Annotated in this window: 19 protein-coding genes and 1 tRNA gene; 17 read left to right on the plus strand and 3 right to left on the minus strand. The window is 64.3% G+C overall.

Features of this window, described 5'->3' with window-relative positions; genetic code table 11:
• Positions 1-154 precede the first annotated feature (154 nt).
• Both ACFPFG_RS03900 and ACFPFG_RS03905 read left to right on the plus strand, forming a co-directional pair.
• Complete coding sequence (locus tag ACFPFG_RS03900) at positions 155-1,162, plus strand: class 1 fructose-bisphosphatase (RefSeq protein WP_183019219.1); 1,008 nt, start codon at positions 155-157, stop codon at positions 1,160-1,162.
• 26 nt (positions 1,163-1,188) lie between these two features.
• A tRNA-Thr gene (locus ACFPFG_RS03905) sits at positions 1,189-1,264 on the plus strand.
• A gap of 309 nt (positions 1,265-1,573) precedes the next feature.
• Here ACFPFG_RS03905 and ACFPFG_RS03910 read toward each other — a convergent pair.
• Entirely contained in the window at positions 1,574-1,852 is a 279-nt protein-coding gene (locus tag ACFPFG_RS03910; protein WP_183019218.1) for a hypothetical protein, read from the minus strand.
• Positions 1,853-2,040: 188 nt separating this feature from the next.
• Between ACFPFG_RS03910 and ACFPFG_RS03915 the strand changes: the two genes are divergently transcribed.
• Positions 2,041-2,193 (plus strand): hypothetical protein, encoded by a 153-nt coding sequence (locus tag ACFPFG_RS03915; RefSeq protein WP_183019217.1) that lies wholly within the window; start codon positions 2,041-2,043, stop codon positions 2,191-2,193.
• Between the two features lie 116 nt (positions 2,194-2,309).
• A complete protein-coding gene (locus ACFPFG_RS03920; protein WP_197956580.1) occupies positions 2,310-2,507 on the plus strand; it encodes a hypothetical protein in 198 nt (65 codons plus the stop codon).
• A 149-nt stretch (positions 2,508-2,656) separates the two neighbouring features.
• Here the strand turns inward: ACFPFG_RS03920 and ACFPFG_RS03925 are convergent, their stop codons facing one another.
• The gene (locus tag ACFPFG_RS03925) at positions 2,657-2,887 is read right to left on the minus strand and encodes a hypothetical protein (protein ID WP_380105156.1); all 231 of its coding nucleotides are present in this window, start codon (positions 2,885-2,887) and stop codon (positions 2,657-2,659) included.
• Between the two features lie 172 nt (positions 2,888-3,059).
• Here ACFPFG_RS03925 and ACFPFG_RS03930 point away from each other — a divergent pair, with 172 nt between their 5' ends.
• The 10 genes from ACFPFG_RS03930 to ACFPFG_RS03975 all read left to right on the plus strand — a co-directional run bounded on the left by ACFPFG_RS03930 (position 3,060) and on the right by ACFPFG_RS03975 (position 15,188).
• Positions 3,060-3,194: a hypothetical protein gene (locus tag ACFPFG_RS03930; RefSeq protein WP_259649190.1), complete on the plus strand. Its 135-nt coding sequence runs from the start codon at positions 3,060-3,062 to the stop codon at positions 3,192-3,194.
• A gap of 2,160 nt (positions 3,195-5,354) precedes the next feature.
• Positions 5,355-6,041: an adenylyl-sulfate kinase gene (gene cysC, locus ACFPFG_RS03935; protein ID WP_380105158.1), complete on the plus strand. Its 687-nt coding sequence runs from the start codon at positions 5,355-5,357 to the stop codon at positions 6,039-6,041.
• A complete protein-coding gene (locus ACFPFG_RS03940; RefSeq protein ID WP_183019213.1) occupies positions 6,038-6,673 on the plus strand; it encodes an aspartyl/asparaginyl beta-hydroxylase domain-containing protein in 636 nt (211 codons plus the stop codon). Before cysC ends, ACFPFG_RS03940 begins: the two co-directional genes overlap by 4 nt.
• Positions 6,666-7,847, plus strand: a complete 1,182-nt coding sequence (locus tag ACFPFG_RS03945) for a sulfotransferase family protein (RefSeq protein ID WP_197956582.1) — start codon at positions 6,666-6,668, stop codon at positions 7,845-7,847. The genes ACFPFG_RS03940 and ACFPFG_RS03945 overlap by 8 nt, the downstream gene beginning before the upstream one ends.
• Positions 7,837-8,373 (plus strand): GNAT family N-acetyltransferase, encoded by a 537-nt coding sequence (locus tag ACFPFG_RS03950; RefSeq protein ID WP_183019211.1) that lies wholly within the window; start codon positions 7,837-7,839, stop codon positions 8,371-8,373. The genes ACFPFG_RS03945 and ACFPFG_RS03950 overlap by 11 nt, the downstream gene beginning before the upstream one ends.
• A gap of 18 nt (positions 8,374-8,391) precedes the next feature.
• Positions 8,392-8,913: a phage tail protein gene (locus ACFPFG_RS03955; RefSeq protein WP_183019210.1), complete on the plus strand. Its 522-nt coding sequence runs from the start codon at positions 8,392-8,394 to the stop codon at positions 8,911-8,913.
• A 22-nt stretch (positions 8,914-8,935) separates the two neighbouring features.
• Positions 8,936-9,463, plus strand: a complete 528-nt coding sequence (locus ACFPFG_RS03960) for a phage tail protein (RefSeq protein ID WP_380105162.1) — start codon at positions 8,936-8,938, stop codon at positions 9,461-9,463.
• 9 nt (positions 9,464-9,472) lie between these two features.
• On the plus strand, positions 9,473-9,931 hold the full coding sequence (locus ACFPFG_RS03965) for a phage tail protein (protein ID WP_380105164.1): 459 nt from the start codon (positions 9,473-9,475) through the stop codon (positions 9,929-9,931).
• Between the two features lie 83 nt (positions 9,932-10,014).
• Complete coding sequence (locus ACFPFG_RS03970; RefSeq protein WP_183019207.1) at positions 10,015-10,872, plus strand: sulfotransferase family protein; 858 nt, start codon at positions 10,015-10,017, stop codon at positions 10,870-10,872.
• Positions 10,869-15,188: a DUF4347 domain-containing protein gene (locus ACFPFG_RS03975; protein WP_380105166.1), complete on the plus strand. Its 4,320-nt coding sequence runs from the start codon at positions 10,869-10,871 to the stop codon at positions 15,186-15,188. The genes ACFPFG_RS03970 and ACFPFG_RS03975 overlap by 4 nt, the downstream gene beginning before the upstream one ends.
• Before the next feature lie 175 nt (positions 15,189-15,363).
• Here the strand turns inward: ACFPFG_RS03975 and ACFPFG_RS03980 are convergent, their stop codons facing one another.
• Positions 15,364-16,584: an MFS transporter gene (locus ACFPFG_RS03980; RefSeq protein ID WP_183019205.1), complete on the minus strand. Its 1,221-nt coding sequence runs from the start codon at positions 16,582-16,584 to the stop codon at positions 15,364-15,366.
• 190 nt (positions 16,585-16,774) lie between these two features.
• Here ACFPFG_RS03980 and ACFPFG_RS03985 point away from each other — a divergent pair, with 190 nt between their 5' ends.
• From ACFPFG_RS03985 to ACFPFG_RS03995, 3 genes are all read left to right on the plus strand, one after another.
• On the plus strand, positions 16,775-17,497 hold the full coding sequence (locus ACFPFG_RS03985) for an IclR family transcriptional regulator (protein ID WP_380105168.1): 723 nt from the start codon (positions 16,775-16,777) through the stop codon (positions 17,495-17,497).
• Positions 17,498-17,738: 241 nt separating this feature from the next.
• A complete protein-coding gene (locus ACFPFG_RS03990) occupies positions 17,739-19,190 on the plus strand; it encodes an aldehyde dehydrogenase (protein ID WP_380105170.1) in 1,452 nt (483 codons plus the stop codon).
• Positions 19,191-19,204: 14 nt separating this feature from the next.
• Positions 19,205-20,098 carry an NAD(P)-dependent oxidoreductase gene (locus ACFPFG_RS03995; protein WP_183019202.1) on the plus strand — a complete coding sequence of 298 codons (894 nt, stop codon included), beginning with the start codon at positions 19,205-19,207 and terminating at the stop codon, positions 20,096-20,098.
• Positions 20,099-20,121 lie beyond the last annotated feature (23 nt).

Raw genomic sequence — 20,121 nt, forward strand, 5'->3', positions numbered from 1 at the left:
GACGACACCCTCGGTGCGAGGCGGCTCTTCCTCGGTGTCCCTGGCCTGAGCAACGCCGGTTTCATGCTGCGAGCCAGGAATCACTGAAATGCTGTTCATCAGCAGATGCATACTCCACACCGCATCTGCTCCCGGATTTTTAGGAGTTGAACCCATGAAGAAAAACGTCAGCCTGACCCGCTACCTGGTCGAGCAGCAGCGCGTGGACGGCCTCATCCCCGGCCAGCTGCGCCTGCTGCTGGAAGTCGTGGCCCGCGCCTGCAAGCGCATCAGCCAGTCCGTCAACAAGGGCGCCATCGGCGACGTGCTGGGCACCGCCGGCAGCGAGAACGTGCAGGGCGAAGTCCAGAAGAAGCTGGACATCATCGCCAACGAGGTGCTGATCGAGGCCAACGAATGGGGCGGCCACCTCGCGGCCATGGCCTCCGAGGAAATGGAAGGCATCTACCTGGTGCCCAACCGCTACCCGCACGGCGAATACCTGCTGATGTTCGATCCGCTGGACGGCTCGTCCAACATCGACGTCAACGTCTCCATCGGCACCATCTTCAGCGTGCTCAAGAAGCCCGAAGGCCACCCGGGCGTGACCGAGCAGGACTTCATGCAGCCCGGCACCCAGCAGGTCGCGGCCGGCTACTGCATCTACGGCCCGCAGACCACCCTGGTGCTGACCGTGGGCGATGGCGTGTCCATGTTCACGCTGGACCGCGAGCAAGGCTCCTTCGTGCTGGTGCAGGAAAACATCCGCATCCCCGAGGACACCAAGGAATTCGCCATCAACATGTCCAACATGCGCCACTGGGATACGCCCGTCAAGCGCTACGTGGACGAATGCCTGGCCGGCGTGGAAGGCCCGCGCGGCAAGGACTTCAACATGCGCTGGATCGCCTCCATGGTGGCCGACGTGCACCGCATCATGACCCGCGGCGGCATCTTCATGTACCCCTGGGACCGCCGCGAGCCCAACAAGCCCGGCAAGCTGCGCCTGATGTACGAAGCCAATCCCATGTCCTGGCTCGTAGAACAGGCCGGCGGCGCCGCCACCAACGGCAAGCAGCGCATCCTCGACATCCAGCCCACCCAGCTGCACGAACGTGTGAGCGTCATCCTCGGCTCGAAGAACGAAGTCGAAAAAGTGACGCAATACCATTCCGAGGCATGAATTTGCCGTTATAATTTTTGTCTGTCGCCGGTGTAGCTCAGTTGGTAGAGCAGCTCATTCGTAATGAGAAGGTCGAGGGTTCGATTCCTTTCTCCGGCACCAAGAACATAGCATCCATGCGGGTTCCGCCAGGATTCTGGAGGGAAATTGGGGAAACTCAATTTCCCTTTTTGTTTTGCAGCGGCCAAAGCACACCTGAACTTCGGCAACTCAAGCCACCTGTTCAGCCCACGGAGCTTGCAGCTGGTTGGCCCGCAGCGGCGCTTCTACCTCAGGCTTCTCCTACTTCTACACAGTCCCTGATAGGTCCGGAGAGGGTGGCGGCTTGAAATTCGGCAACCTCGGCGCGACCGTCGAGCACGCGGGCTGTGTACAGGCATGGACCCTCTTTGTCGATGTGAAGCGTGTAGATCATGGCTTGCGACCTGGCACCAGTTGGATGGAGCCCGTCCCATGCGCTCGGCGCGGCGATATCCAGTGAACCCACAGCCCCCGTAACCACGCGCAGGCGTAGATGATCGACATGGCGAAGACGCCCCACTGCTCGGCCTGCCAACTGGCATAAAACCAGAACGGCTGGCCCAGCATGCCGAACACCGGCGCCCACTTGCGCGAACTGTCTCCTCGGGCCTGGGAGAGCCAGGCCGCCAAGGCGCCCAGCAAAGCAATTGCGATCTGATCGAGCGTCATATCTGCATATTACGTGAAGCCAGAAACCTATCCAGGCCCATTTTTAACCTACAAAACAAAAGCCTTACGGCATGCTGCTTACACATTAAATAATCATCGGCCGATTTGACTACAGCAGAGAATTAGGAAAAGGAGCATCGTTGGACTTCAGGAGCCTATCTTGGCTTTTGATAACCAAGGAGCTCTTCATGTCCGTTTTCCAAAATACCCCTGGCAACAACCAGCAACAAGGCAACAAGCCGCAACCCTCGCAGCAGGAGCAAAGCCGCCCTCAGAAAGAGGGAACGCACGCTCCCGAGGAGCAAAAAAAACGGTCTGAGCAAGAACAAGCTCAGCAATAAATCTGCTGGCTAAAAAACCAAAGGGCCCACAGGGCCCTTTTTTACTCGCTGAGCAGTTAAGTCGGGCTGGAAGGCATTGAAAGTCACCGCATAAATACCGGAGACAAGGCACTTATATGAAATTCGATGACTGGGCAAAATCCCTGCCAGAGGAGATACGCACAAGCCTAACCATTTCGGAAGCATGGAATGCAGGAGCCTTATCCATGCTCGAGACGTTAATAAATCTGGGCTATATCGGCGAAGGATACGCTGAGAAAGCTAGAAACGACGTGCAGGATCTTTTAGGTGGCCTGACCTGCAGGCTGACATAACAGCAGGGGTGAGGCAAGGGCCCCAGTGTTCCCTGGTATCGCGTTCTCGGCAAACCCTGGGCATGGACTGGACGGCTGGACCTTAGACCGGCCGCTGTCGCACATCTGCGCGCCAAGGGGTCAGCCCATTGGGCTGCAATGACTTGCCCTCAGCCGCAGTGATATGAAGATAGTTCCCCCCCCGTCAACGCCCGAGCCTGCTGTGACAGCCGCTCACGAACATCAACAGGTTCAGCACGCAGCGTGTTCATGACCAGCTTGTTCACCTTGAACTCACGACAACAGGGACACACAAAGTGCGTCCACTTGGCATAGTTTTCCAGGTAGGCCGTGCTGGTCAGGCTGCACAGAGGGCATGGAGCTTGGATGGAATTTTTCATATCTGCTACTCCAGGAAAGTGCTGGGCGTGTGATTGACGTTGCTCTGAACCGCATCGATGCACTGTGGTCAGGTTGCGACGCTGGGCGTAGGAGCCAGCCTTGACTGGTCGCCCCTTGCTGTACGGGCTCGCAGCCTGTGTATAGCTGCATACATGCTTGGTTATCCTGGCCATGCTGGTCATCGTGAGTGCAGTTTGGCTGTTCCACAAGGAGCAAAAAGACCGATTGCCGGCAATCCGTCTTGCCGCCCCGACGGCCGATGAAATCGGTGGCGCCATCAAGTCCCAGCGCGGTTCAGTGCCCTGACTTTCGCTGGAATACTGGCGAGCGCACCTGACACCTTCCGTACTCGTGCGCAAGGCGTTTTTGGTCAAATGGATCACAACAGCCTCAGACGCGAGAAGGCACGCGTGCGACCGGCAGTCGCACAGCGGGCACGCGACCAAATACAGAACCTAGAGTGATTCTCCCGCTGTCAGGGCGCCCCGGACATCAGAGCGATGGAAGACATGCTGGACCATCTTCGAGCGAAGAAGGCTCTGGCAGAAGAACAGCTCCGCTCATCCACGAGCAGGAACCCAGAGCTCGCATGGGACGTGCGCCGCATAGAAGGCCGGATCCAGTTGCTCGAGGAAATGCTGGATGACCAGCGACGCGGGCAACGTCGAGGGCCATCTCCACGCGCCCTCATCGATGCGGGGTCAACGGCGTAGCCGTCAGTTGATTGCACCATTGCGAGCAGCCATGTGTCATGGCGAGTCCGGCGTCGTAGGCACGCTCGCATGCGCGGCCACGGCGGCGGGCATCGTCAGCAGTGCGCGCCGGCTCTTCCGCTCGGCCATCAGTGCAGCGCCTGACCTAACCTTACGGTTTGTTGAATGCTAGCAAGTCAACCATTCGCTCTCGAGAAATCTGAGCATCTTCATCTGTCATAGTGCTCGGATAAGCTGCCATATCAACCAAGCCAATTTATCTATGAATTTTCGATTGCTGTTAGCTATTGCGCCTATTCTTTTGGCACCCACGGCACAAGCCGAAATGATCACACTCTCGTTCTCAGGAGTGCAATTCGCTGACGGCAGCACCGCTGCCGGCTCTTACGTATACGACACCACAACTCAATCGATGAGCGACATACAGATTGACCTCTTCGCTCCCGACGCCACGGTTGAGAGGCAACTCAGGTACTCTTGCGAAGGCCGATGCCAGCCGAATGCTCAGTCCGCGATCGATCAGCCGAACAGGTCTGATCTGACTGGCATGAGCGTTCTGAAATTCAACCACGGTCGCGACTTCACCGGAGGTCTACTGGCATACATCGCGCTTTACGGCACATGCGCTGATGCGAACTGCGTGAGCACAGTCAACACCAGGGGTCCTGTCACCTATGCGGTGCCGTTGATTCGCCACTAGCTCACGGGAGCCAGAGGAAAAGCCCCGACTGCACAAGCAATCGAGGCTTGGTGCAGGTAGCTGAGCAGGGATTCCAACTCAGGCAGACCGGCGTATCGGCTCTCGGCGCCACGCAGTTCCTCTTGCATCGAGTCACCATTCGGCCATCTCTGGCACTCCACTGAATTGGTCACCCCATCGGACCTACGCCTGCTGGGGCGCTGGGGGGATGCCGTTCGCTGACCAGCTCCGCAGCTTGTGGCGAGACATTCCCGCGCGCCAATCCAGCAGCGCGCGTCCCGGCTGGTTCGGGCGGAAACAAAAAAGCCACCCGAAGGTGGCCCAACCACTGTGCGAACATGTGTACTCCCCCGCTCTGGGATGAGTCCTGAGATGTACGGCCCCAGGGTACGACTCACACTCATAGGGGACACATCAGTACAAGGACATGGGTAACAGATCCAAGCTTGGCAGCCAGGGCCAGACATTCGCAATTGGAGCCACATGCAGCCCGGTCGGGCGGCATGCACGCAGCGGCCCTGCTTCCAACACTCATCACACGCGTCCTGCCGCCGTCTCGGACGGCAAAAAGGGTGCCGCCCCATGCACGCGCAGGCCCGCTATACGCCCGCTATACGCCCGATATGGACTTGACGCCGACAATGGAACATTTCGAAAAATACCTATTTTCAGTGATATTCCATTTTCCGTGCCCCTCCTATGATTGCCACATCCTCCCGTGACAGCGGTATTCACGAGAGAAAAAATATTAACGAGAATGAAAAATCATTCCACCAGGATTTGAATCCGCCTGCGGGCCTATAGGCGTCTTCAAAAAGCTATTGAAAACACCATCTCGAAACAGAAAAATGACAAACAGCCATTGCTGATGGTTGTTGCCCCCCTGTGAAAGAAGGCATGCGGCACGCGTTTTCCAGTGGAGACGAGTGCGCCGGGACTGCTGATGGACGAATGCCGTGGCCCGTAATTTTTCTTGAAATTTCTTAACAATTCGTAGATATTCGCCCTATCCCATAGACCCGTCTTTCGTTTTTCCGAATTCCCACCGAAGTCATGCCATTTGCCGGCCATACCCCACCGCCCGACGTACATGCACAACCGTTTTGCATTGCCAGGCAAGACAGAGAAAATCTGCATGGACACAAGGCATGCGCCATATGGCTCACCGGTCTTTCCGGATCTGGCAAATCGACCATTGCGAATGCGCTGCAGACCCGCTTGCATGCCGCCGGCAGATGCACCTATGTGCTTGATGGCGACAACATCCGCCAGGGCCTGAACCGCGACCTGGGCTTCTCCAACGAAGACCGGGCAGAGAATATCCGCAGGGTTTCAGAGGTCGCCCGGCTGTTCGTGGATGCGGGAACCATCGTGATCGCCGCCTTCATCTCGCCTTTCCGGGCCGAGCGTGATGCTGCCAGGGCCTTGTTCGACAAGGGCGACTTCTTCGAGGTCTTCGTGGATGTTCCCCTGTCCGTTGCCGAGCAGCGCGACCCCAAGGGCCTGTACAGCAAAGCGCGCCGCGGCGAGCTGCGTCAGTTCACCGGAATCGACTCGCCTTATGAACCCCCTGTGGCAGCGGAGTTGACCCTGCGCACGGACCAGCTCAGCGTGGCAGCCTGTGTTTCGCGCATGCAGGCGTTGTTCCAGCAAGAGCAGCAAACCGGGCCGGGTGCGCCAGCCCCTGCCATGGCACCGCTGAATGCCTACGCCCTGCCGCTGGCCAAGGCAATGCCATGAATGCCAGGCCCGACCTGTCCTGCGCACATGAGGTCGTATGCGCCGCCACGCCCTTGTTTGCGCGGCTCGATGCCAAGGTTGCGCTGCAGGGACTGCGCGACGAGGCCGATGCATTGCTGTCCATGCCATGGTGTGACCATGTGAACCACGGCGGCTACGAAGGGGTATGGCGGGTGATGCCGCTGCGCTGCCAGCGCCAGCATGTGGCGGCCCATCCGCTGCTCCAGAGCTTCTCCATCGAGGCACCCGAGGAGGACTGGGAAGACCTGCCCCTGCTGCGGCAATGCCCCGCCATACGCCAGGTGCTGGAGCAACTGCAATGCCCGCTGCGCTCCGTGCGCCTGATGCAGCTGAAGGCCGGCTCATCCATCAGGCCGCATCGCGACCATGGGCTGGGCCTGGCGCACGGCCAGGCCCGCCTGCATGTGCCCGTGCACACCCATCCGGATGTGCAGTTCATCGTGGAAGGCCGCGTGATCCCCATGGCCGCAGGGGAGCTCTGGTATTTCAATGCCGATGCCACGCATGAAGTGGTGAACCGGGGCACGCAGGACCGCACCCATCTGGTCATCGACTGCATGGCCAACGCCTGGCTGGCCGACCGCATCGGCAAGGGGCAGGTCCATGCATGAGCTGCAGGCAGCCTTTGCCGAACTGATTGCAAGCCCCCGGCAACAGGCCTTGCTCCAGCAGGCCAGGAGCGTGGAGTCGCTGCTGGCCCGGTTGCGCCGGCTGTGGTCTCTTCCCGCCTGGAGCGATGCCCGGCTCATGCAGGCGCTGGAGCAGGCGAGCCAGGCGGCCGCCGTGCCGGCCACCGCATTGCTGGCCGGCGGCTGGCTGCCCCACAGGTATGAGGCACGCACGCGCAGCATCCAGTGGTGCCTGCCGGACGGACCGGCCACCGAGCCGTTTCATGACGAGTACATCAGCCGCTGCCTGCAGCGCAGGCTGCTGAACCAGTTCATCCGGCCGCGCACGCCGCTGGCGGGCCTGTGCGCGGACTCCGTTCCCAGGCACTTGGGCCATCGGCCTGCCGGCTTCATCTTCCACCTCTCGCGCTGCGGCTCCACCCTGGTCTCGGGCAGCCTTTCCGAGCTGGACAGCACGCTGGTCCTGTCGGAGCCGCCGGTGTTCACCGAGCTGCTGCTGGACACCTCTCTGGACCATACGCAAAAGCGCGAGGGCATTGCCGGTCTGGTGTCGGCGATCACCGTCGCCGTGCCTGGGCGCCAGGACCTTGTGGTCAAGTGGAATGCCTGGGATATCTTCCAGTGGGAGCTGCTGCAGGACCTCTACCCCGAGGTGCCCAGCCTGATGCTGGTGCGCGATCCCGTGGAGATCCTGGCCTCGCACCACAGGCAGGCCGGCCGGCACATGTCGGGCGACCCGTCGCTGGCTGGTGCCAGTCCGGTGTTCCGTTGCGGCAGGAGCAGCCAACCTTTTGTCTCCATGCTCGACCATCGCATGCGCGTGCTGCAGGCAATGATGGAGCGGATGCGGGGCCTGCACGAAAGCCGGGGCGTTCCTGTGCTGCACTACAGCCAGCTGGGTGCCGGGGCCATGGAGCAGATAGCCCGGCGTTTCGGCCTTCATGCGAGCGAGGCAGCACGCCAGCGCATCGCCGTGCGCCTCGGCCGGCATGCCAAGGCGCTGGACCAGCGCTTCTCGCCTGACGGGCAGGACAAGGCAGCCGTCTTTGGCGAAGGTGATCGCCAGGCTATCGAAGCGCGCCTGGGTCCGCTGCACGCACAGTTGCTGCAGTGCGCACACCCCCTGATGGATGCGGAGGCCCTGCATGCTGCTTGAAGCGCTGCGCCCCCCCGGCCTGTTCACCCGCCCCGCTGAACCCGAAGACCGCGACTTCCAGAGCGCACTGTTTCTCTCGGCGCGCCCGCACCTGCAATCCCTGCCGCTGCCCGAGGCCGCGCTCGCACAGCTGATGGACCAGCAGTACGACTTCCAGCAGGCCGACTACCAGCGCCGCTTTGCCGGAGCATCCCGCCTCATCGTGCAGGAAAGGGGGGTGCCCATAGGCGCACTGACGGTGCATGACAGCGGAGCGGACCTGCACATCGTGGACATCGTGATCACGCCTGCCGTACGCGGACAAGGATACGGCGCGGCCCTGCTGCGCTGGGTGCAAGGCAGTGCCGCCGTGCTGGGCCGCAGGGTCACGCTGAGCGTCGATGCTGCCGATCCGGCAGCCCAAAGACTTTATGAACGGCTGGGCTTCGCGTCATCGGGCATCGATGCCGTTCAACTGGGCATGGCCTGGCATCCCCCTGCCCCCTGGACACCTTCATACCCCTCCTGCACCCCCACAAAGCGATAACAGAAAGGCAACGCTTCCATGGAAAACTTCATTGGAGAAATCCGCTTGTATCCCTATGGCTGGCCTCCCAAGGGATGGGCGATGTGCGCCGGACAGCTTCTCGCCATCAACCAGAACCAGGCACTGTTCTCGCTGCTGGGTACGCAATTCGGCGGAAACGGCTTCACTACCTTCGCGCTTCCCGATCTTCGTGGCCGGGTCGCACGGCACACGGGCGGCGACTTGCAGCAAGGCTTGCCGGGTGGCGTGGAAAGCGTCACCTTGGTCGCCAACAATCTTCCCCAGCACACCCACGTCGTCATGGCAAGCACGGACAGCGGGGATGCGCCCGCGTTCAGCAACAACAGCATGGCCACGGCCACGCTCGTGGCCACCAGCGCCCCCACCAATTTCTATGCACCAGGCACCGCTGGCCAGCAGCCGATCGCGCCGGCCAGCGTCTCCAACACCGGCGGCAATCAGCCGCACGAGAACTGCCAGCCCTCGCTGGTGCTGACACCGTGCATCGCGCTGACCGGCATCTACCCTTCGCGCAACTGACTCGCGCCCACAGGAATACGCAATGGACTATTACCTTGGAGAGATCCGCCTGTTCGCAGGCAGTTTTGCGCCCGCAGGCTGGCACCTGTGCGATGGCACGACGCTCAACATCTCTGCATACGACGCCCTGTACTCGCTGCTGGGAACGAACTACGGCGGAGACGGGCAAACCACCTTCAAGCTGCCGGACCTTCGATCCCGCGTGCCCGTGGGGCAGGGAACAGGCCTGGGGCTGACCAGTCGCTCCTTGGGTCAGCAGTTCGGAGTGGCACAGGTCTCGCTCACGACAAACCAGATGCCCATCCATTCCCACGGTCTTGTCGCCAGCACCTCCCTGGCTACCGCAGCACAGGCCACAGGGCTGGTGCCTGCACAAAACGGTTCCGATCTCTTCTATGCGCCACAGCCGGTGGCAGGGGCCAACCCACAGACCATGGCACCCGCATCGGTCACCGTCGCAGGCAACAACCTACCGCACGACAACATCATGCCCAGCATGGCAATGAACTACATCATTGCGCTCCAAGGCATCTACCCCTCCAGGAACTAGGACAGCACCATGGACGCTTTCATCGGCGAAATTCGCCAATTTCCGTTCAACTTCGCCCCCAAGAACTGGGCGCTGTGCGATGGCCAGTTGCTGGCCATCCAGTCCAACCCCGCATTGTTTTCCATCATCGGAACCTTCTATGGCGGCAACGGAACCACAACCTTCGGCCTGCCCGATCTGAGAGGCCATGTCGTCACCGGAGCCGACCCGCAGCAGTCTTGGAACATAGGCTCCACGGCAGGCACTGATTCCGTCACGCTGCTGGCCACTGAAATGCCCCAGCACAAACATTTGCTGACCGGGCTGAACAATCCAGGCACCCAGGCAGCGCCCGACAGCACGTCCTTCCTGGCGTTCGACGGTCGGGGGGGGTACTGGGGTCGTGCGGTACATGCGAACCAACGGCACGCCCAGCGCCGCCATGGCTCCCAACATGCTGACTCCGGCCGGAGGCAACACCGCGCATGAGAATCGCCAGCCCTTTCTCGTGCTGAACTTCTGCATTGCGTTGCAAGGCGTCTTCCCCCCACGTAACTGACGTGCCGCAGCCCATGCCACGCACACTGCATTTCATCTCCGGCCTGCCGCGCTCGGGCTCCACGCTGCTCGCGGGCATCCTGCGGCAGAACCCGCGCTTTCACGCCGCGATGAGCAGTCCCGTGGCGGGGCTGGTCAACGGAGCCCTCGAGCAGATGGGCGCCGGCAGCGAATCCCACGCCTTCTTTGATGAGGCCCGGCGCAAGGCCATCTGCCGGGCCATCGTCGATGCCTACTATGCCGGCCAGCAGCAGCCCGTCCTCTTCGACACCAACCGCCAGTGGACGGCACGCATGCACCAGCTCGTGGAGCTGGTACCCGACTTCAGGATGGTGTGCTGCGTGCGCAATCCGGCATGGGTCATGGACAGCTTCGAGGCCATCTACCGCAGGAACCCCTTCGACTACAGCCGCATGTTCAACGCGGCCTCGCGCCAGACGGTGTACAGCCGCTGCGAATCGCTCATCCATGTGGCCGGTGCCGTGGGCAGCGCATGGACCGCGCTCAAGGAAGCCTACTACGGCGAGTTTTCCGAGCGCCTGCTGATCGTGGACTACGACCTGCTCACCCATCACCCCCGGCGCACGGTGGAACTCATCTACCAATTTCTCGGCGAAGAGGCCTTCGCCCACGACTTCGATGCCGTCGAGTACTCCGAAAGCGAGTTCGACCTGCAACTGGGCGTCAAGGGCCTGCACGACGTGCGCCGGAAGGTGGCCTTCACGCCGCGCCGCAGCATCCTGCCGCCCGACCTGTTTGCCAAGTACCAGGCCATGGACTTCTGGCAGGACACCACCGGCACCTCGGCCCACATCATTGCCAGCAAGAGAGCGTCCGCGACGGACGCCGAAACACAGAGAGGAACACCATGATAGGCACCACATTCCTTGGCGGCTTCTCCGCCGCACTGCTTCCGCTGGGCCTGCTGGGTTCCGCAGGCCCGGCAGCGGGCTCCTACCTGCGCTCGTACCTGAGATCGCCCCAGGACTCTGGCGAGCAGACCGCCCTGCCCCTGTCCCGCAGTGCCGCGCCGGTGCGCGACCTGCGGCCTCGCCCCCCGGGAGAGCTGGAGATCGTCGTGGCATCGCCCGTCAGCGAACTGGTGATCGTGGACTCTGCCGTGCAGGACCGGGCCGTGCTGCAGCGTGCGCTCAAGCCCGGCGTGCAGATGGTGGAGATCGATGCCTCGCGCCCCGGCCTGCCCCAGTTGGTCCAGGCCCTGGCTTCGTTCAAAAATCTGTCCGCCGTCCACGTGGTCTCGCATGCCGAGGCCGGCGTGCTGCTGCTGGGCAGCAGCCGCATCACGGCCGAAAGTATCAAGGGCGAGATCGAATCGCTGGCCGCCCTGCGCAATGCCGTGCGTCCCGGCGGTGACCTGCTGTTCTACGGCTGCGATCTCGCAGCCACGCCCGAGGGCGAGCAACTGCTGGACATCGTGCAGCATGCAACGCAGCTGGACATGGCGGCGTCCAGCAATGCCACAGGCAACCTGGCCCAGGGTGGAGACTGGCAGCTGGAGGTACGGCGTGGCCACGTCGATACGCAGCTGGCGTTTTCGGACAAGGCTTTGGCTGATTTCTCGGGCGTGCTACAGGCCGCCAACGGAACCTACGGCTTCGTTCCCGTTACCAACTGGTCGGGTGACAAGACACCGGAGCTGACCTCCGCACATTTCAAGTTGACAGCCCGCGACGGCGACGACGCCATCCGGAAACTCTACATGTATGCAGGTGCCGTGGGCATGATGGATGGCACGTATACAGGGAACGCCATGCGCCTGCGCGCCAACGCACCGAACACCACGCTGTTCGAGTTGACGGCAGTGAATACAGGTGAAGCCCTCATCCCCGGCGGCGGAGGCATGCAGTACGCCGACCTCACCAATGTGCGCATCGAAGGCCTGCGCGCGGACGGAGTTTCGACCATCGTCACTGCGCCGAAGGACGGCACCGGCTCGGCGGACAGCTTCAACTTCAGCGGAGCCGATCTGAGCGCCTTCCAGAACAAACGCTTCCAGAGTTTCCGGCTGCTTTTCGATTGCAAACCGCCGGGCTCCTCGCAGTGCGCTGCCTACATGGAGTTGCGTAACTTCACGGTACAAAATGCCGTCAACACTCCCTTGCCGCTTCCAGTGGTGACGGATGCGAACATCGGCCTGAGCGGTGCCAGCAGCCTGCTGGGAGCCTTCAAGGCTGGCGATACGGTAACTGTCACCTGGAACAACACAGGCGCAGGAGACAACGTCAGCGAAGAGAATGGCGTCAATGGCGTGACCGTGGATTTCAGCCAGTTCGGTGGACCTGCCGCAGCGCCTGCAACCAACAACGGCAGTGGCATCTGGACGGCCGCCTACGTTCTTGCCGCCGGGTATCAGGGCACCAACAGGAACGTGAGCGTGACCGCCACGAATGGCAACGGATCAACCACGACGGCAGATACGGCCAACGCCACGGTGGACACCCTGGTCCCCGCCGTCAGCAGCATCGCCTTCAAAGGCTCGCCAGCCCCGGGCGATGCCAGCATGGAGTTCACGGTGACCTTCAACAAGCAGGTCTCCAATGTATTTGCCAGCGACTTCGCACTTGCCTCCACCGGGTCCGCCAGCGGCACCATCGCCAGCGTCTTCACAGCCTCGGGCATCTCCTTCGACGTCAACATTACCGGCATCACGGGCAATGGCACCCTTAAGCTCAACCTGAGCGGGGCCAACGGCATTTCCGACAGCGTGGGCAATGCCTCACCGGCAGCCTTCAGCGCCGGAGCCACGCACACCGTGGCCGTTCCGGTGGCGCCCAGCGCGCCAACGGTTGCCTCGGCCTCGCCGGGCAATGGCCAGGCCACGGTGACTTTTGGCGCACCCGCCAGCAATGGCGGCACGGCCATCGCCACCTACACGGCCGTGGCCAGCGGGGTCGGAGGCCAGACCGGATCCTGCCCAGGGCCGGCGGCCTGCACCATCACCGTGCCCGGCCTGACCAATGGCATCAGCTACAGCTTCAACGTCTCGGCCACCAACTCGGCAGGACTGACCGGCCCTGCGGCCACGTCCAACAACGTTACCCCCCAGAGCACGCAGACCATCAGCTTCACGCCCGCTGCCAGCTACAACTTCGGCACCACGCCCACGTTGACTGCCACCTCCAGCGCAGGCGGCAGCTATCCGGTGAGCTTCACATCGACCACCACGGGCGTGTGCACCATCGCGTCAACAGGCACGCTGACCTTCGTGACCGCCGGCAGCTGCACCATCAACGCCGACCAGCCCGGCGACGCGGCCACCAGCGCCGCACCCCAGGTCGGGCAGACCTTCAACGTCAACGCCATCGCGCCGGGAGCGCCCACCATCGGCACGGCAACAGCCGGCGATGCCCAGGCCGCGGTGAGCTTCACCGCACCCGCCTCCACCGGGGGAGCCGCCGTCACCTACACCGCCACATCCAGCCCGGGCAGCTTCACGGCGACGGGCAGCAGCCCGATCACCGTGCCCGGCCTGATCAATGGCACGGCCTACACCTTCTCGGTCACGGCCGCCAACTCAGCCGGACCGGGCTCTCCCTCGGCTGCATCCAACGCCGTGACGCCCAAGGCGTCGCAGACCATCAGCTTCACGCCCGCTGCCAGCTACAACTTCGGCACCACGCCCACGTTGACTGCCACCTCCAGCGCAGGCGGCAGCTATCCGGTGAGCTTCACATCGACCACCACGGGCGTGTGCACCATCACGCCAACAGGCACGCTGACCTTCGTGACCGCCGGCAGCTGCACCATCAACGCCGACCAGCCCGGCGACGCGGCCACCAGCGCCGCACCCCAGGTCGGGCAGACCTTCAACGTCAACGCCATCGCGCCGGGAGCGCCCACCATCGGCACGGCAACAGCCGGCGATGCCCAGGCCACGGTGAGCTTCACCGCACCCGCCTCCACCGGGGGAGCCGCCGTCACCTACACCGCCACATCCAGCCCGGGCAGCTTCACGGCGACGGGCAGCAGCCCGATCACCGTGCCCGGCCTGATCAATGGCACGGCCTACACCTTCTCGGTCACGGCCGCCAACTCAGCCGGACCGGGCTCTCCCTCGGCTGCATCCAACGCCGTGACGCCCAAGGCGTCGCAGACCATCAGCTTCACGCCCGCTGCCAGCTACAACTTCGGCACCACGCCCACGTTGACTGCCACCTCCAGCGCAGGCGGCAGCTATCCGGTGAGCTTCACATCGACCACCACGGGCGTGTGCACCATCACGCCAACAGGCACGCTGACCTTCGTGACCGCCGGCAGCTGCACCATCAACGCCAACCAGCCCGGCAACGCGGCCACCAGCGCCGCACCCCAGGTCTCGCAGACCTTCAACGTCAACGCCATCGCGCCTGATGTTCCCGTCATCGGCACCGTCACGACCGCAGATGCCCAGGCCACGGTGAACTTCACGGCCTCCGCCGGCAGCGGCGGTGCGCCCATCACGGGCTACACCGTGACGGCCACGCCGTTGGTGGTGCCCGGTGCGCCCGCCGTGACCACCCAGACAGGCACGGCATCGCCCATCGTCGTGACAGGGCTGGCCAATGGCTTTGCCTACAGCTTCACCGTCAAGGCCACGAACGGCGCACAGACCAGCGCGGACTCCGCAGCGGTACAAGGCACGCCGCGCAAGCTGGAACTGGTGGGTGCTCCCGGCAGCGTGCCCGGAATGTCCGGCACGCCGACAGCCACGCTCTCCGGCGGCGGCTCCACCTGCACGCTGCAGGCCAGCGGCGGCTTCGGCCCGGCCGCTGCCACGCCGCCCGGCCTGCAGGCGCCCAATGGCCAGTTCGCCTTCACGGCCGAGCAATGCACGGGCGCCGTGACGATGACCCTGGTCTACCCCAGCCCCCTGCCCCTGGGCGTGCAGTTCCGCAAGCCCGATGGGGCCGGCGGCTGGTTCGACCCCATGAACGCCGCCACCTCGTTGAACGTGCACATGAACCCCGCCCGCACCACGATCAGCTACACCATCACCGACAACGGCCTGGGTGACACCAACCCGGCCACGGGCTCCGTCAGCGATCCGTTCGTTCCCGTGGTGGCTGCAGTGGCACCCGGCGGCGCGCAGGCCATTCCCTCGCTGGGTGGATGGGCGCTCGCAATGCTGTCCGGGCTGCTGGGAGGCCTGGCCCTGCGCAGCAGGAAGGTGTTCACGGCACGGCGCTGACGCGCAAGCTGCCCTGGCAGCCTGGCAGGCCCTGGTTCGCAAGAGCCAGGGCCTTTCCCATGAAGAGCCCAGGCCGCCTCCGGTGCAGGTGCGGCGACGGCCGTTCGCAGAGCATGTATCGCCCGGAACTGCGGCAGGAGGCCATCCCTGCGAGCCACGCCTGCGCAAGGTTTTCTTAACCGCGCCCGGCCCATTCGGCACGCCACACCGCCAGGGCCGACAGCGCAGCGCTGGCTCCGGCCAGCAGGATGGACGGCGTGTAGCCACCCCAGATATCGAACAGCCAGCCCGCCAGGCTGCCCCCGGCCATGGCCGAGATACCGACCGCCACATACAGCGCCCCCAAAATGGCGCCCAGGTTCCGCGTGCCGAACCAGGTCGCGGCCACGGCGGGATACAGCGCGATGCAGCCGCCGTTGGCCGCGCCGAACACCAGCGCAAAACCGGCCAGGGCCACGAAGCCCCGCGCCATGGACCACAGCCCGCACAGCACGGCCAGGGACACGGTGAGCACCAGCAGAAAGCGCAGCGCCCCCATCCTGTCGCCCAGCCGGCCCAGCGCGAGGCGCCCCAGCACATTGCCCACGCCGATCAGTCCGATCAACCCATTGGCCTGCGCGGCAGACAACCCCTGCTGGCGTGCCAGCGGGTTGATGTGGATGAGGGCCAGGAACAGGCCGATGGAGCCCAGAAAGATGGCCGCGAAATACCACCAGAACCGGGCCTGCCGCGCCGCCTGGGCCAGGTCCATGCCCGGGGCGGACTGCCCGGCAGCAGGGACACCCGAATGCGGCACGCCATCGGGATGCAGCCCCAGTTCCTCAGGCCGGTCGCGCAGGCTGGCCGCAGCAGCCAGGCCGGCCAGTGCAATGGCTGCGGCATAGACCTGCATGGTCAGTTGCCAGGACAGGTGCTCCATGAGTGCGCCCGCCACCACGGGACCGAGCAGGGTACCCAGCCCGGTGCCCGCCAGCGCTATGCCGGAGGCAGAACTGCGCCGCAGCACGAACCATCGTGCAATGGTGGAGACGGCGGGCACATACACCAGGCCCACGCCCAGGCCGACCAGAATGCAGAAGGCGCCCAGGAACAGGACCAGCGATGACGACAGCAGGCTGCTGGCCACAAAGCCCAGCGCCAGCAGCACGATGCCGGCCGAGGTGACGGTGCGCACCGAGGTCCTGTCGCTCCATGCGCCCGAGAACACGCCTACGCCGTAGTAGATCAGGGCCGTCAGGGAAAAAATGGAGGCCGTGGAAAAGCTGCTGGCACCGAACTGGGCCTGGATGCTGGCGAAAAACGCCCCGAACGAATAGGCCGCGCCAAAGATCAGCGCCAGCAGCACATGGACGGCGCCCACGATGTACCAGCCCCGGAACAGTCTGTCTCGCCTCATTTGCATCTCCTTGGTGTGGCATGACTCTAGTTGTCTATACATGCTTAGACATTAGGTATCAACCCCAGGACTACAGAACAAAGAACGGAGTTGGCCAGGACGGCGCACCTGCAAGGCCTGCAGCGCTCCAAAGCCGGCATACGATCGGCCTTCCGTACCTTGTGCAAACACCCCGCTTTTTTGACACTCCATGTCCACCATTGCCCCCGCCGAAGCCACCGAAAAGAACGACGGCGTCGCGGCCGTAGACCGCGCGCTGCACATTGCAACGGCCCTGGCCCATGCCAACCGGGGGCTGACGCTGACGGAGCTGTCGCACATCACGCAGATGTACAAGAGCACGCTGCTGCGCCTGCTGGCCTCGCTGGAGCGCGCGGGCCTGGTGATGCACCGGGCGGACAAAAAGTACGCGCTGGGACCGCTGGCCTTTGTGTTGGGACGCTCCTTCGAGCAGACGCATGGCCTGCAGGGCGCCATCGAGCCCGTGTTGCAGTGGCTGGTGGACCAGGGAACGGAAAGCCCGTCCTTCCACGTGCGTCATGATCAGCAGCACCGGCTTTGCGTCATGCGCCTGGACTCCCACCACTCCACGCTGGACCGCGTGCGCGTGGGGGATCTGCTGCCGCTGGCGCGCGGTGCGGCGGGCAAGGTCATCACCACGCTGGAGGCGGGCCTGCCGGCGTCCCCCACGCAGGCCGATCTGATCTTCACTTCGTTCGGCGAACGCGATCCGCTGTGTGGTGCGATTGCGGCGCCGGTGTTCGGGCCGTCGGCCTCGCTGCTGGGTGCGATCTCGGTGTCCGGGCCGCTGGAGCGCTTTTCCGAGCTGGCGGTTGAAGGCATGAAATCCCTGGTGATGGGCGCTGCCCGGCGCGCCACCGAAAGCCTGGGCGGGAACTGGCCTCTGGCCTGACGACCACGGCCTTTCTGCGCACGCGGCGCAGCTTCTCCCCTCCTCCTCTTCCCGTCTTTCCTGCGCACCCGGCCTGGCGCCCGGTGCGCTGCCCGTGCTTGCCTGCCTGCCGCTTTTACCGCCAGGAATATTCATAAAACAGAACAAAAGTTCTGACAGTGAAAACACCAATACTGATTTTTGCGACATCGACCCTAGAATTCGCAAAAACAGAACCATTGTTTTCTCTGAAAGAACTTTTATGACACAACCCCACCCTTTGCTCATCGCCGGGCAGGACCGCGGCGGCGAGCAAGGCATCGCTGCGCTGCTTTCGGTCAACCCGGCCACGGGCGCTCCCAACCACGAGGTGGCCGCGGCCGGCGCGGCGCTGGTTGACGAAGCCGTTTGCAATGCTGCCCAGGCCGTGCGCCAGCGCAGCTGGGCGCAGATGCTGCCCATGCACCGGGCGCGCATCCTGCACGGCATGGCCGAACGCATGGAGCGCGACAGCGAGCGGCTGGCACGGCTGCAGATGCAGGAAAACGGCAAGGTCTGGAGCGAGTGCGTGAAGCAGGTGCACAGCGCTGCCGCCACCTTCCGCTACTATGGCGCGGTCTGCGAGGCCACGGGCGCCGAGGTCACGCCGCCGCGCGGCAGCTACCTGTCGATGACGGCCTACGAGCCCTATGGCGTGGTGGCCGCCATCACCCCCTGGAACTCGCCGCTGACCATGGAGGCCCAGAAGATCGCCCCGGCACTGGCGGCCGGCAATGCCGTGGTGCTCAAGCCCTCCGAGGTCACGCCGTCCACGGGCCTGGCCGTGGGTCGCATTGCGCTGGAGGCAGGTCTCCCGCCGGGCCTGCTCAATGTGCTGCCGGGCACGGGCGCCCAGGCCGGCGGCGCCCTGGTCGCCCATCCGCTGGTGCGCATGGTGTCGTTCACGGGCGGCACGGAAAGCGGCCGGCGCATCGCCGAGGTGGCGGCGCGCAAGCTCATGCCCGTTGCGCTGGAGCTGGGCGGCAAGTCACCCCACATCGTGTTTGCCGATGCGGATCTGGACGCCGCCGTGGCAGCCGTGGCCGACGGCATCTTCGAGGGCAGCGGCCAGTCCTGCGTGGCGGGCTCGCGGCTGTTCGTGCAGCGAACCGTGCTGGATCAGGTGGTGGGCCGCTTGCTGGAGCGTGCCCGCGCACTGCGCGTGGACCGGCCCGATGCCCCCGGCGCCCAGATGGGGCCGCTGGCCAGCTTTGCCCAGCGCGACCGGGTGGAGCGCATGGTGGAAGCGGCACGCGCAGCGGGCGCCGAGATTCTTGCGGGCGGAGCACGGCCCGACGCATCGCACCTGGGTGCGGGGGCCTACTACCTACCGACGGTGATCGCCGGCATTTCCAACAGCGCGCGCATCGCCCAGGAGGAAATCTTCGGCCCCGTGCTGTGCGTGCTGCCCTTCGATGACGAGGACGACCTCGTCGCCCAGGCCAACGACAGTGCCTTCGGCCTGGCCTCGGGCGTATGGACGGCCGACTACCGGCGCGCCTGGCGCGTGGCGCGCGCGCTGGAGGCGGGCACGGTCTGGATCAACACCTACAAGCAGCTGTCGGTGGCCACGCCTTTCGGTGGCTTCAAGGACAGCGGCCTGGGCCGCGAAAAAGGCGTGGGCGGCATGCGCCTGTACCAGCAGCCCAAGGGCATCTACTTCGCCATGGAATGAGCAAGGACAAGCACATGACCCCCGACGACAAGAACACCATCGGCTTCATCGGCCTGGGCGTGATGGGCGAGCCCATCTGCCGCAACCTGGCAAAAAAGAGCGGCGCCCCCGTGGTCGCCTTCGACCTGGACCCCGCGCCCCTGCAGCGCCTGGCCGCCGATGGCGTGCAGGCCGCAGCCAGCGCGGCCGAAGTGATGGCGTGCGCCGCCACCGTCTTCCTGTCCCTGCCCTCGGGCGAGGTCGTGGCCCGGCTGTGCCGCGAGCCGGGCGGGCTGCTGGAATCCGCCCGCGCAGGCCAGACCCTCGTGGACCTGAGCACCTCCCCCGTGGACACCACGCGCGCCCTGGCCCTGGAGTTCAAGGCACGCGGCGTGCAGTTTGCCGACGCGCCCGTGGCCCGCACGCGCGCCGCGGCAGAGGCCGGCACACTGGCCGTGATGGTAGGCGCCGAGCCCGCCCTTTTCGAGGCCCTGCGCCCGCTGATCGCCACCTTCGCCTCGGACATCGCGCTGTGCGGCCCCGTGGGCTGCGGCCAGGTGCTCAAGATCCTCAACAACATGGTGCTGTTCGAGACCGTGGTGGCCTTCAGCGAGGCCAAGGCCATTGCCGAGAAGGCTGGCGTCGATCCCGCCGTGCTGTTCGAGACCCTGTCCAAGGGCTCGGCCGACAGCTTTGCCCTGCGCAACCACGGAATGAAGGCCGTGCTGCCGGGCGAGTTCCCCGAGCGCGCATTCTCGGTGCGCTACGCGCGCAAGGACTTGACGTATGCCTTGCAGCTCGCCCGGGAAGCCGGCGTGGACGCACGTGGCGCCGCCGTGGTCGATGCCTGGTTTGCCCAGGCCCTGGACAGCGGCCTGGGCGAGCAGTACCACCCTGTGATCAGCCGGCTGATCGCGGGCCAGCACTGACCGCAGGGCGGCAGCACGGAAAA

Source organism: Delftia deserti (genome assembly GCF_042653485.1).
Lineage (GTDB): Bacteria > Pseudomonadota > Gammaproteobacteria > Burkholderiales > Burkholderiaceae_C > Comamonas > Comamonas acidovorans.